At 57.2% G+C, this 12730-nt stretch carries 16 protein-coding genes; 10 read left to right on the top strand and 6 right to left on the bottom strand.

What is annotated here, in order from left to right; translation table 11 throughout:
* Nucleotides 1-389 precede the first annotated feature (389 nt).
* Complete coding sequence (locus tag IFT53_RS07560; RefSeq protein ID WP_042617292.1) at nt 390-605, top strand: cold-shock protein; 216 nt, start codon at nt 390-392, stop codon at nt 603-605.
* Nucleotides 606-761: 156 nt separating this feature from the next.
* Here IFT53_RS07560 and IFT53_RS07555 read toward each other — a convergent pair whose 3' ends face one another.
* Entirely contained in the window at nt 762-1406 is a 645-nt protein-coding gene (locus tag IFT53_RS07555) for an MBL fold metallo-hydrolase (protein WP_192064180.1), read from the bottom strand.
* 188 nt (nt 1407-1594) lie between these two features.
* Here IFT53_RS07555 and IFT53_RS07550 point away from each other — a divergent pair, with 188 nt between their 5' ends.
* From IFT53_RS07550 to IFT53_RS07535, 4 genes are all read left to right on the top strand, one after another.
* Nucleotides 1595-2194, top strand: a complete 600-nt coding sequence (locus IFT53_RS07550) for a DUF1236 domain-containing protein (protein ID WP_192064181.1) — start codon at nt 1595-1597, stop codon at nt 2192-2194.
* 217 nt (nt 2195-2411) lie between these two features.
* Nucleotides 2412-2930: a MarR family winged helix-turn-helix transcriptional regulator gene (locus IFT53_RS07545; protein WP_042617295.1), complete on the top strand. Its 519-nt coding sequence runs from the start codon at nt 2412-2414 to the stop codon at nt 2928-2930.
* A gap of 1 nt (nt 2931) precedes the next feature.
* On the top strand, nt 2932-3645 hold the full coding sequence (locus IFT53_RS07540; RefSeq protein ID WP_042617296.1) for a response regulator: 714 nt from the start codon (nt 2932-2934) through the stop codon (nt 3643-3645).
* Nucleotides 3646-3701: 56 nt separating this feature from the next.
* Nucleotides 3702-5063 carry an ATP-binding protein gene (locus IFT53_RS07535; protein WP_409233674.1) on the top strand — a complete coding sequence of 454 codons (1362 nt, stop codon included), beginning with the start codon at nt 3702-3704 and terminating at the stop codon, nt 5061-5063.
* Nucleotides 5064-5083: 20 nt separating this feature from the next.
* On the opposite strand, the gene IFT53_RS07530 is transcribed toward IFT53_RS07535, so the two are convergent.
* The 5 genes from IFT53_RS07530 to IFT53_RS07510 all read right to left on the bottom strand — a co-directional run bounded on the left by IFT53_RS07530 (nt 5084) and on the right by IFT53_RS07510 (nt 7649).
* The gene (locus tag IFT53_RS07530; protein ID WP_192064183.1) at nt 5084-5425 is read right to left on the bottom strand and encodes a tRNA-binding protein; all 342 of its coding nucleotides are present in this window, start codon (nt 5423-5425) and stop codon (nt 5084-5086) included.
* Between the two features lie 11 nt (nt 5426-5436).
* Complete coding sequence (gene proC / locus IFT53_RS07525; RefSeq protein ID WP_192064184.1) at nt 5437-6255, bottom strand: pyrroline-5-carboxylate reductase; 819 nt, start codon at nt 6253-6255, stop codon at nt 5437-5439.
* Nucleotides 6256-6259: 4 nt separating this feature from the next.
* Complete coding sequence (locus IFT53_RS07520) at nt 6260-6760, bottom strand: YbjN domain-containing protein (protein ID WP_042617300.1); 501 nt, start codon at nt 6758-6760, stop codon at nt 6260-6262.
* A gap of 452 nt (nt 6761-7212) precedes the next feature.
* Nucleotides 7213-7476: an accessory factor UbiK family protein gene (locus IFT53_RS07515; protein ID WP_042617301.1), complete on the bottom strand. Its 264-nt coding sequence runs from the start codon at nt 7474-7476 to the stop codon at nt 7213-7215.
* Nucleotides 7473-7649 carry a hypothetical protein gene (locus tag IFT53_RS07510; RefSeq protein ID WP_192064185.1) on the bottom strand — a complete coding sequence of 59 codons (177 nt, stop codon included), beginning with the start codon at nt 7647-7649 and terminating at the stop codon, nt 7473-7475. Before IFT53_RS07510 ends, IFT53_RS07515 begins: the two co-directional genes overlap by 4 nt.
* Nucleotides 7650-7783: 134 nt before the next feature.
* On the opposite strand from IFT53_RS07510, the gene lgt reads away from it, so the two are divergent.
* The 5 genes from lgt to IFT53_RS07485 all read left to right on the top strand — a co-directional run bounded on the left by lgt (nt 7784) and on the right by IFT53_RS07485 (nt 12597).
* Entirely contained in the window at nt 7784-8593 is an 810-nt protein-coding gene (gene lgt, locus IFT53_RS07505; RefSeq protein ID WP_192064477.1) for a prolipoprotein diacylglyceryl transferase, read from the top strand.
* Between the two features lie 15 nt (nt 8594-8608).
* Nucleotides 8609-9709 carry a class I SAM-dependent methyltransferase gene (locus IFT53_RS07500; RefSeq protein ID WP_192064186.1) on the top strand — a complete coding sequence of 367 codons (1101 nt, stop codon included), beginning with the start codon at nt 8609-8611 and terminating at the stop codon, nt 9707-9709.
* A gap of 144 nt (nt 9710-9853) precedes the next feature.
* Nucleotides 9854-10648, top strand: coding sequence for a peptidoglycan editing factor PgeF (gene pgeF, locus IFT53_RS07495; RefSeq protein ID WP_192064187.1), 795 nt, complete (start codon nt 9854-9856; stop codon nt 10646-10648).
* 1 nt (nt 10649) lies between these two features.
* Nucleotides 10650-11801, top strand: a complete 1152-nt coding sequence (locus tag IFT53_RS07490) for a M24 family metallopeptidase (RefSeq protein ID WP_192064188.1) — start codon at nt 10650-10652, stop codon at nt 11799-11801.
* Nucleotides 11802-11886: 85 nt separating this feature from the next.
* Nucleotides 11887-12597, top strand: coding sequence for a hypothetical protein (locus IFT53_RS07485; protein WP_192064189.1), 711 nt, complete (start codon nt 11887-11889; stop codon nt 12595-12597).
* Nucleotides 12598-12730: the final 133 nt, after the last annotated feature.

Here is a 12730-nt window from a genome sequence, read left to right as displayed (position 1 = left end):
TTTTGTGTAAAATCCTATCGATTGCGATGTTTTCGTTTCACAACTGCTAAAGCACGAGAAAAAATCTGCTATTGGCCGCAAAAACCGCTTTGAAAGAGGTGAACGGGCGCGGAATTTGCTCCAAAAGTTTTGCTTGCCAATTTAGAATAAACACAGCAATCTGTTGCTGTTCAGGCGAGTTACGAGCATGGGAAGGCCTAAAAAACAAATGCCTCGGGGATAAAAACTCCGAGCGGCGGGGACAAAATAACGTTGATCAGAACGTCAAAAGCTTTCCACGCAAAGGTCCATATTCTCAACATTCAAAAACTGCCTGCCGTACGCCCTCACGGGCAAAACTGTAATGCTGCCTGGAGCTGAACACGGGCAGAGCGAAAAGGACCTGATGCATGGCCGAGACTGGCACCGTTAAATTCTTTAATACAGACAAGGGCTTCGGCTTCATCAAACCAGACAATGGTGGCGCCGATATCTTTGTTCATATCTCTGCCGTACAGGCTTCTGGCCTGTCCGCTCTTTCGGAAAACCAGAAAGTAAGCTTCGACACTGAACCTGATCGTCGCGGCAAAGGACCAAAAGCAGTCAATCTCCAGATCGACGGCTAACCTCTGACGACTTTCTATTCTCGTTGAAGCCCGGCAGGAATGCCGGGTTTTTTTGATTTGCGGGCAGGAACACACAATGCCCACTGGCGGTTGAAACGCGCGACCCTGCCGTCGCGCGTGTAATACTCACGCAATTGCAACCTTTTAGGCTGCCGACTAGATGCCCTTGAGATAGGGATTGGTGCGGCGCTCCTCGCCGATGCGGCCTCCGGGGCCGTGGCCGCAGATAAAGCCGACGTCATCACCCAATGGCAGCACCTTGTCGCGGATCGAGGCCAGCAATTGCTCGTGGTTGCCACCCGGTAGATCCGTTCTGCCAATCGAGCCGCTGAACAGCACATCACCAAGATGGGCGAAAGCCTGCGCACGGTTGTAATAAATGACGTGGCCGGGGGCGTGACCGGGGCAATGGTAAACTTCAAAGACGTGATCGCCGAAGGAGACGGTGGCCCCATCCTCCAGCCAGCGATCCGGCAACACATTTTGAAGGCCGGGAATGCCATAGGTTTGCGCCTGCGTCTCGATGCGCTCCAGAAGCGGCTTGTCATCCTCATGCGGGCCGATGATAGGCAGAGACAACTTTTCCTTCAGCTCCTTTGCCCCGCCAGCATGATCGAGATGGCCATGCGTGAGCCAGATTTCTTTCAGCTTGATACCGTTTTCGGTCACCGTCTGGATGATGACATCGACATCGCCACCCGGATCGACAATGACGCCTTCCTTGGTGTCTTCATCGAAAAGGATTGTGCAGTTCTGCTGAAATGGCGTCACGGGAATAATGCCCGCCTGTAGCTTACCCATGGTCTCTCCTTCTCAAAAAACAGCATCTCTATAGACTGCTCATCACGGTTAAACAACAAAGCGGCGGCGTTTGCGAAGCCTGTGCAATATCCAATCGGTATGAGCAGATTGTATTTTAGCGATCATGAAATTCGGAACAGACCTGATGTTCGCGCGTTCTTGCCCCGACCTTCAAAGGAGTGAGACCAATGAACAAGAAGCTCAAGATCATGATTGCCGGTGGCGCTTTTGCGTTGCTCGCCGGATATGCCAATGCAGCAATGGTGGCCACGACTGCGTCCGATCTTTCCGTGCGGTCCGGTCCTGGCGAGGACTACCCGGAAGTCGGTCTGGCAACACGCGGCAGCGATGCTGTGCTTGATGGCTGCATCGACGGCAGCGCTTGGTGCCGCGTCGAGGTAAACGGCCTGCGTGGTTGGGCGAATGCCGATTATCTCAACGTGATGTATGAAGGCGCGCCGGTTATTCTTCGTGAGCGCCGTAGCGACATCAACGTGCCTGTGGTGACCTATGAGAAGACATCCAATGTTCAGTCAGAGCCGAACCCGGGCGACCCAAACCTCGGCCGCGTTGGCGAAGTAAACCCACCTGAGCAGGTCATGACCTACATTGACCAGCATCCGGGTGAAACGATCACCTATGATGGCGACGTCGTTGTTGGCACGACTGTTCCGGCTGGTGCACAGATGGTGACAGTTCCTGATTACGAATACAGCTATGTTCGCATCAACGACCGTGCGGTTCTGGTAGAGCCAAGCACACGTCGTGTTGTTTACGTCTACGAGTAAGCATTCGATTTCAGATTTGAACGACAGGAGAGCGCGGCATGTCCGCGCTCTTTTGCGTTCACCGGCCTGCTTGCCCATATTGATGTTGATGTCCAGCCGACACCATATTATCGATCGCAACACAAAATGATCACGCCTATCCTCCCGTTCGCCGCATTTTCGGGTAGTGTCTCGGCGTGTGTACCAACCGGCACCCGTGGCCAGCCAGAATGAAGGAATGACAGTGCCTGCGCAGTCGCTGAAAAAGACCGCTTCCAAGCAAGCCCCTGCGCTTCCGCATGTCGATGACGGAAAGATCGACTTCGATACGATCGAGGCGTTTTTCTTTGCCTACCGGGATTTCGTGTCCGACCCTGATGTGATCCTGTCCAAGCTGGATTATGGCCGGGCGCATCATCGCGTGGTGTATTTCGTTTGCCGCCAGCCGGGCATGACGGTGGCCGACCTGCTGGACACGTTGCAGATTACCAAGCAAAGCCTTGCCCGCGTGCTGAAGCAGTTGATCGATGATGGCTATATCCGCCAGATGGCCGGGCCTGAAGATCGCCGACAGCGCAGGCTCTATCCAACACTGACGGGACGTGAGTTGGCGCTGGCACTCAGCGATCCCCAGTCTCGCCGCATCGACCGGGCGCTGGAAGCCATGCAGCCAGAAGCGCGCGCCTGCGTGCGCGAATTTCTGGCGCGCATGCGTGATCCCGCCACCGACAGAGTTTTGAACGCAGTGGAGGAATGACATGGTGAGCAATTCGCCCCGGCAGCCATTGGCGGATGACGACGCCCCTCACCTGCTGATCGTTGATGACGACTCGCGAATCCGCGCTTTGCTGCAGCGCTTTCTGGGGGACAAGGGCTACCGCATTACCGCAGCAGCAGATGCCGCCGAAGCACGCCGCAAGATGGAGGGCATACGCTTCGATCTGCTGATCCTCGATGTGATGATGCCCGGCGAAAACGGATTGTCGCTGACCAAGTCACTCAACGAAAACAAGTCCGTTCCCGTTATTCTTCTGACGGCCCGTTCGGAAGCTGATGCGCGGATTGCGGGTCTGGAGGCTGGTGCCGACGACTATCTGGCAAAGCCGTTTGATCCGCGTGAACTGGTCCTACGCATCAACAACATCTTGAGGCGCAACGCGTCTCCTGACACGCCCAAGATCGAACAAATCATTTTTGGGCCCTATAATTTCTCCGTGCCGCGCAAGGAATTGCGGCGCGGTGCCGACATCATCAGGCTGACCGACCGCGAGCAGGACATCATGCTTCTGTTCGCTCTGCGATCCGGCGAAACCATTCCGCGCCACGAGCTTGTGGATGCGGAGGCAGATGTGGGCGAACGCACCATCGATGTGCAGATCAACCGGCTTCGTCGCAAGATCGAGGACGACCCTGCAAACCCGGTTTACCTGCAGACAGTGCGTGGCATCGGCTATCGTCTGAGTGTCGATTAAAGCCTGTGCCCCGCGCAGGCGAGTGAGAGTGGGCGAAAATGGCAATCGGCGATTTGATGACCGCAGTTCAAGACAGCGCCCCCATGCGAGCCTGGCGTTCTTCCGCCCGTTGGCTGCGGCACTGGCTGCCGACAGGCCTCTACACACGCTCGCTTCTCATCATCATTCTGCCCATGGTCCTATTGCAGGTCGTTGTCGCTGCTGTGTTCATGGAACGCCATTGGCAGCTTGTAACGGAGCGCCTCTCTGCCGCCGTGACCCGCGATATTGCAGCTGTCATCGAATTGCTGGAAACTGACCCTGAGGAAGACGACTACCAGCGGGTCATCAACATCGCGCGCGAGAAGCTCGATCTCAGTGTCTATATCGAGCCGAAGCAGGAGCTGCCGGAAGCACGGCCCCAACCTCTGTTCTCCATCCTCGACACCATTCTGGCGGACCAGATTCGCCAGCAGATTGGCAAGCCGTTCTGGCTCGACACTTTCGGCAATGGTGCGCTGGTGGAAATACGCATCCAGCTTGATGACAAAACTCTGCGCGTCTTCACGCGTCGCAGCCAGGCCTATGCGTCCAACACGCATATCTTCCTCGTCTGGATGGCGGGTGCTTCGCTGGTTCTGCTTGGAATTTCGATCCTTTTTCTGCGTGGTCAGATCCGGCCCATTCTGGCGCTGGCAAAAGCCGCAGAAAGCTTTGGTCGTGGGCAGAAAATGACAGCCTATTCGCCCAGAGGTGCCGATGAGGTACGCCGCGCTGGCCTCGCCTTCATCCTGATGCGGGAGCGCATCGAGCGGCAGATGGAACAGCGGACCGCCATGCTGAACGGCGTAAGCCACGACCTTCGCACCATCCTCACACGCTTCAAGCTTCAGCTGGCGCTGGCGGCTGACAACCCCGATCTGGAGGGATTGGACAAGGACGTCGATGACATGCAGTCCATGCTGGAGGCCTATCTGGCTTTCGCAAGGGACGACACGGAGGAGACGGTCGGAACGCTGGAACTTGGGCCCCTATTCGACAGGTTCGCCAATGATTTCCAGTCCTGCGGAAAGACCTTCAGCTATCAGCTGAACGGCATTCAGGAGCTTTCTGTTCGCCCCACCGCATTCTCTCGTCTGCTCGGAAATCTGGCCGCAAACGCCCACCGCTATGCCACAACGCTCGCCGTTGAAATCCGCAAGGCCCCGAAATCGATTAGCTTCGTCTTCGATGATGATGGCCCCGGTATTCCTGAGCACTCACGGGAGGATGTGTTCAAGCCGTTTCATCGCCTGGATGAAGCGCGCAATCTGGATGCCTCCGGCACCGGGCTTGGCCTGTCTATCGTGCGCGACATCGCCCGAAGCCATGGTGGTGACGTGACGCTGGATGACAGTCCGCAGGGTGGATTGAGGGTGATCGTGAAAATCCCGGTCTGAGATCGCGGAGACCGCTTGCCTCAGCACATCTTCTCGCCATTGGGAACGGCACGTTCCACACCGGCCAGCACGATGGCACCGTCGGTGTCAGCAAAACCAAGCGTCAGGACTTCAGAGCGAAAAGGACCGATCTGGCGTGGCGGAAAATTGACCACCGCCATAACCTGCCGCCCCATAAGGGTTTCAGGCGTGTAGTGCACAGTGATCTGGGCAGAGGATTTCTTGACGCCGATCTCTGGCCCGAAATCGATTTTCAGCTTGAATGCAGGCTTGCGCGCCTCGGGAAAGGCCTCGACCTCGACAACAGTGCCGACACGGATATCGACCTTCTCGAAGTCTGCATAGGTGATCGACTCACTCATCGAGGCCCTCTTTAAACAGCCAGCTCTTCAGCGCGTTTTCTGGCTGCAGCAATAGCCTTGTCAAACAGCGGCTGCATGCCATTGTCATCCATCAGAACAGAAAGTGCTGCCGCAGTCGTGCCGCCGGGCGACGTGACGTTCTTGCGCAGGCGTGAAGCGTCCTCGGGGGACTGATGAAGCAATTCACCAGCCCCCGCGACGGTTTCCCGTGCCAGGCGCATGGCGAGGTCCGCCGGCAAGCCGCATTTGCGACCTGCCTCTGCCATGCACTCCACGAGATAAAAGACGTAGGCAGGGCCACTGCCCGATAAAGCTGTAACTGCGTCGATATCGCCTTCGGTCGCAACCCACTCAACCGGACCGCTGACCTTCAGCAGCGTCTCGACGAGGGAACGCTGCTGCTCGCTCACCGCCTCATTGGCAAACGCACCAGTCACTCCGCGCCCGATCATGGCAGGCGTGTTCGGCATGGCGCGGATGGCAGCGGACTTACCAAGAAGGGTTTCGATACCATCGAGCGTCTTACCCGCCGCGATGGACACGACAACGGTTTGTGGCCCGACCATGGATTTCAACGCAGGCAGAACAACATCCATCAACTGCGGCTTGACGGCCAGAAACAGAATGCCCGCAACCGTATTTTCCGGTGGCGCGGTGAGGTGCGTGGCACCAGCTTCCGTAATCACGCCCATCATAGCGTCGGATGGACCGGGATCGATCACGATGACCGAGGAACCCGTGACGCCCTTTTTCAACCAGCCAGAGAGCAAGGCGCCGCCCATATTGCCAGCGCCGATGAGAACAAGCGGACCAGATGCAAGCGAGACCATAGGCTCAGGCTTCCCCAACTGTTTCGAACAGCGCGGCTTCCATGGCAGCCTTGGCTTCCATGCCGGACCAGACAACAAACTGGAATGCCTGGAAATACTGTTCGCAAGCCTCAAGCGCGCTGGAGAGCAGCACTTCGACCTGCTGGTTTGTTGGCTCCGCGCCACCTGCCAGCAACAAGGACTGACGGAAAATGACGACATCTTCCTGACGCCACAGATCGAAATGCCCCATCAGCGTCTGGCCGTTGACATGCGCCAGAAGGCGGATGACTTCATTGACCCGGTGATCGGCGATCTTAAGATCGAATGCGCAAGCCAGATGCAACGCTTCGAACTGCTCCATCCACGAGAACGAGACGTGATAATCAGCCCACTTGCCCTCGACGGTCATAGCGATTTCATCTTCGCCGGAGCGCTCGAACGACCAGTCGTTGGACGCGGCAACGAACTCGATCATATCGACCGGGTTTGAGTAACGCTCGACTTCAAATTCCATTAGGCTCATACGGCACCTTCTCAGCCGGAAATGAATGTTCTGTCTCGCACGCAAAGGCACAAAAACGCACACGCAAATGCCGGATTTCAATACTTACGGATGATGCCCGACGCCGCCAGAATAACGCTGCAAACATGTCTGGAGCTTACGGGGTTCGTTTCGAATCATCATTGAAAATCAGTGTATAACGAGCGAGTCCCCGCGCCACCCCCGGCATCCCGTTTTTACAATCAGAACTGTGTATATCTCCTCTTACGAAACCTCAGTTGTGAGTCATAACTGACTCTGCCAATTGTGTTTTTTGGACGTTTCCACAGACGTTAAAAAAAACTGAATGAAATTGCTTGCTTGTGAGTCCCGAATCCCCACTGCGGCGCAAACTGCTTCGAAATGATACAAAAATGAAAAATGCCGGACCTTTGGGAAGGCCCGGCATCAGAATCAGCGGTCGGAAAAGTGGCTTATGAAGCGGTCGTGGAGGACTTCGCTTCCAAGGCTTCGATGCGTGCGCGCAGAGCGTCATTCTCGTCACGGGCCTGAATGGCCATTTCGCGGACGGCTTCGAACTCCTCGCGCTTGACGAGATCGAGGCTGTTCAGCCAACGCTCGGCCTGCGCATGAAAAGCGGATTCAACTTCCTTGCGCATTCCCTGCGCGGCACCGGCCGCATCAGTCATGATCTTGGCGAATTCATCGAAAATTCGGTTGGTTCCGGTCGTTGTCATGGTGCTGTTTCCTCATGAATATCTGGAAAGGTCATTTGCTCTTCCGGGTCATGCATCTCAGGTAGGCACTCATCCGCCGCCTTGCAAGAAAAATAAGGAAGCGACACCGCTTCAAACGCCGCAGGCCCGGCCATCATTGCGCCGAAGAATCGCCTTGACCATACCTCTTTCAATCGCCATTTTCTCGCCGGGTAAAAGAATAGAAGAGGTATCCGGCGCCCAACCGTAGCACTCTTGAGTTCCTTGCTCTCAACGCAATGACAATGGAATACGCGATTTGTTTGCACCGCTGGCCCAGTTCTCGATCATGCCTTTCCCTAATATCGATCCGGTGGCGTTCAACCTGGGACCCCTGCCAATCCATTGGTATGGCATCGCCTATGTCTTCGGCATCATGCTGGGCTGGTATTATGCCCGGACATTGAGCCTTACCGATCGCCTGTGGCCGCACGAAAAATCACCGATCACACCTGTCCACCTCGATGATTTCATCGTCTGGGCCGCCGCCGGCATCGTGCTTGGTGGACGCATAGGCTATATTCTGTTCTACGATATGGGCGCCGTCATCGCCAATCCGATCCGCGCGCTGCAGATCTGGAATGGTGGCATGTCGTTTCATGGAGGCCTCATCGGCACCACCATCGCCATGGTTCTGTTTGCACGCCGCAACGGCATTCCCGTCTGGAGCATGTTCGACATCATTGCCGCCGTTGCACCCATCGGCCTGTTTTTCGGCCGTCTCGCCAATTTCGTGAATGGAGAGTTGTGGGGTCGGTTGAGTGATGCGCCGTGGGCGGTGGTCTTTCCAACGGGCGGCCCCTTTGCGCGCCATCCCAGCCAGCTTTATGAAGCAGCGCTTGAAGGCATCGTCCTGCTGATTATCCTCGCCATTCTGATTTATGGCTTCAAGGCGCTGCGACGCCCCGGTACGGTGACGGGTGTTTTTGTCTGCGGCTACGCGCTGTCGCGAATCTTTGTGGAATTTTTCCGTGAGCCGGATGCGCAGATCGGTTATCTTGCCGGGGACTGGTTGACCATGGGCATGGTTTTATCAACACCCATGTTCCTGCTGGGCGTCTGGGCAGTTCTACGCGCGCGCCGCGCTTCGGCAGCATAGGGACCGGGTGACACCATGCCGACACCACTTGCACGCCGCATAAAGTCCCTCATCCGCCTCAATGGCCCCATGAGCGTGACCGACTTCTTCGCGCTCTGTCTCGCAGACCCGGAACACGGATACTACAAAACGCGCCAACCCTTTGGCCGCACCGGAGATTTCGTCACCGCCCCAGAGATCAGCCAACTGTTCGGCGAGATGCTCGGCGTGTTCATCGTCCACGCATGGCAGCGGCACGGCGCGCTTGCGCCTGTGCGGCTGGTGGAGATCGGCCCGGGACGCGGCACCATGATGGCTGACATGCTGCGGGTCATCCAGCGCATCGCACCACCGCTCTATGACGCCATGACGGTCCATCTGGTGGAAACCAGCCCGAAACTGAGCGACATTCAGCGCCAGACGCTGGCCGCCCATGGCGACAAGATTGCCTGGCATGAAAGTTTCGTCGACGTGCCGCCGGGATTTTTGCTGATTGCCGCCAACGAATTGTTCGACGCCATTCCCATCCGCCAGTTCGTGAAAACGCCGCAGGGCTTCCGCGAACGCGTGGTGGCGATGGATGCCGATAACGAACTGATCTTCACAGCCGGACTTGCCAGCATTGACCCCACCCTGCTGCCGCCCCTGCCGGAGCGCCAGCCGATCGGCACCATATTCGAATATTCCCCTGCCCGCGAAGCTGTGATGACAGCCATTGCACAAAGGCTGAAAAGTCAGGGCGGCGTGGCGCTTATCATCGATTATGGCTACATCGTCTCAGGCTTTGGCGACACGTTGCAGGCGCTTCGCATGCATGAATATGATCCGGTTCTGGCCCATCCCGGCGAGGCCGATCTGACCAGCCATGTGGACTTTGAAAGCCTCATGAGGACCGCGGAGAGTTTTGGCGTTCACGTCAATGGCTGTCTGCCGCAGGGAGATTTCCTCTATGGCCTTGGCTTGCGGGAGCGTGCGCAGGCGCTGGCATCCAAAGCCACCCCGGATCAGGAGATGGAAATTGCCCAGGCCGTCAACCGGTTGGCGGGTGAAGGTGCGGGTAAAATGGGGGAACTGTTCAAAGTGCTGGCAGTGTCCAGCGCGCCCGTGCATCTGCTGCCATTCCGCCCCCTGGATTGACAGGGGCACCGCCCCTGGGCCACCATTGGATAAATACGAAGCAGAGAATCTGCCGTCTGCATCGCAAGAGATGCGCTTAACCGGAAACACTCGCACGCGAATATTCGTTTCAGAATCAGCGACATCGCCAAGGAATGACACCGTATGCAGGACGAAACTCTGCCGCTGCCCATCCAGAGCCCATTGCTGGCCGCGGGCGCAAACAAGGCCATTCGCCATGGCTTCTTCACCCGTCACGGCGGTGTCTCGGAAGGCATCTATCGTGGTCTGAATGTCGGGCTGGGCTCTCATGATGTCCGCCAGTCGGTGATGGAAAACAGAAGGCGCGTTGCCCAATGGTTCGGACTGCCAGTGGAAAAACTGGCGACCGTGCACCAGATGCACTCTCCCGATGTGAACGTCATCGACGGGAGCTATAATGGCGAGAGACTGGAAGCCGACGCCATGGTAACGGCCACGCCGGGCATCATCATTGGCGTTCTCAGCGCCGATTGCGGGCCCATTCTTTTTGCGGACGCAGAGGCCGGCGTCGTGGGCGCGGCCCATGCGGGCTGGAAGGGCGCCGTTACGGGCGTTTTGGAAAACACCATCGAGGCGATGATTGGCCTTGGCGCCAAGCGGGAGCGGATCGTGGCAAGCCTCGGCCCCTCCATCAGCCGCCTGAATTACGAGGTCGGACCGGAGCGTGTCGAAAGCCTTGAAGACATGAACCCTGCCTACGCGACCTACCTTTCGCCCTCACCCAATGAGGGCCATGCCTTTTTCGACCTGAAGCAACTGACCATCGACCGGCTGGCTGGCGCTGGCGTAACGGCGGAAAATCTCGATCTCTGCACCTACCCGGATGATGACAGGTTCTTCTCGTTCCGCCGAACTACGCATCTCCGCGAGCCGGATTATGGACGGCAGATTTCAGCAATAGCAATTCTGGAGAACTGATATGGCCTTGCACTTCGACGCAGCCGAATTCGAGGCACGCCGCGCACGCCTGAGCGAGAAGATGGCAGAGGAAAAGCTGGACGCTATCCTGCTGTTTGCGCAGGAAAGCATGTACTGGCTGACCGGCTACGACACATTCGGCTACTGCTTTTTCCAGACGCTGGTGGTCAAGGCCGATGGCACCATGACGCTTTTGACGCGCTCGGCCGATCTGCGCCAGGCACGCCAGACCTCCAACATCGAAAACATCGTCATCTGGGTGGATCGCATCAATGCCGATCCAACACTCGACCTCAAAGACCTGCTGAGCGATATGGATCTGCTTGGCTGCCGTATCGGTATCGAATTCGATACCCACGGCATGACGGGCAAAGTTGCCCGCCTCCTCGACAATCAACTCGCAAGCTTCTGCCAGATCATCGATGCATCGGCCGTCGTCAGCGGACTGAGACTGGTCAAGAGCCCCGCAGAAGTCGCCTATGCGAAACGCGCTGGTGAATTGGCGGATGATGCATTGGATGCCGCGCTCAAGATCGTGGGCCCAGGAGCAGACGAAGCGGATATTCTTGCTGCCATGCAGGGTGCTGTCTTTGCGGGCGGTGGCGATTATCCCGCCAATGAGTTCATCATCGGTTCTGGCCCCGACGCGCTTCTGTGCCGCTACAAGGCGGGACGCCGCAAACTGGATGCGAAAGACCAGTTGACGCTGGAATGGGCTGGCGTCAGCGCCCATTACCACGCCGCCATGATGCGCACCATCATCATCGGCGAGCCGGATTTCCGTCACAAGGAGCTTTACAACGCCTGTGCCGAGAACATCCGAGCCATTGAGGAGGTTTTGCGCCCCGGCAACACCTTCGGGGATGTCTTCGATGTCCACGCCCGCATCATGGACGAGCGCGGACTGACGCGCCACCGCCTGAATGCCTGCGGCTATTCTCTGGGCGCTCGTTTCTCGCCCTCATGGATGGAACACCAGATGTTCTATGCGGGCAACACGCAGGAAATCCTGCCCAACATGACGCTGTTCGTTCACATGATCATCATGGACAGCGACACCGGCGCGGCGATGACCCTTGGCCAGACCTACCTCACCACGGAAGGGGCACCGGAATCACTCTCGCGCCACAGCCTTGATCTGTTGACGGTCTAAACTCGATTTGACTCGCAACGACCTCAAACCCTACATTACAAAAATATGATGGTTGGGCGGAGGACGTGATGAAGGGACATCTGACATGCGCCGGTTAGGATTGGTCATCGCAATCCCGATCCTGACCCTCGCTCTATCGGCCTGCAACACCACCGATACGCTGACCCCGCTTGTGAATGTGGGGGAAAGCAACGTGCAATCGACTCCGGTCAATCAGGGTGATCTGGATCAGGTCGCCGCCGCCGCTGACCGCACGCCGACGGGCATAACATCTCAGGTTCCAGCCTACGCCCCGCAAAACACCCGACAGGCCCAGGCGCAGGCCATGTCCAGCGGTGTTCAATACGGCAAGCCGGTGGCAAACCAGCCCATGCCTGCGGCTCAGCCGCAGCCAGAGGTAAAGACGGTGGCCCTCCCATCAGGCGCATCAGCTGGCACAATCCGGTTTTTGCCGATCATCGGCGCGCCCGTTCAGGCCGTCACTCCGCTTTCCAGACAATTGGGTGCGGAAGCCCGCGCAAAAGGGCTGACCATCCGTCCCTCCTCGGACACCACGGCTGAAAATATTCTGAAAGGTTATCTCTCAGCCTTTGCCGATGGCGGCAACGTGACCATTGTCTATGTGTGGGATGTGCTGGATGCGAATGGCGCGCGGCTTCACCGACTTCAGGGCCAGGAAGTTGTGCCTGCACGCGGAGCAGACCCGTGGTCTGGCGCAACAGACGCGGCCATGCAAAAAATCGCGGCCAAAACACTGCAGGATTACCAGTCATGGAAAAATGCTCAGCGCGGATGAGCAACCTGTGATAGAATCAAGGCGGATAAGCTTCGACCGAGTCACAAAGTTTTCATGAAAATTAAGGCTAACACCCTCTGACCTATTGCATTCACGGGCAACACCGCTATTAAAGCGCCCATGGCAAAACGGC

The organism is Rhizobium sp. CFBP 13644 (assembly GCF_014842165.1).
In the GTDB taxonomy this organism is placed as follows: Bacteria; Pseudomonadota; Alphaproteobacteria; order Rhizobiales; family Rhizobiaceae; genus Agrobacterium; species Agrobacterium tumefaciens_C.
Note: the sequence above shows the minus strand (reverse complement) of the source record. Positions and strands in the feature narration are given on the sequence as shown.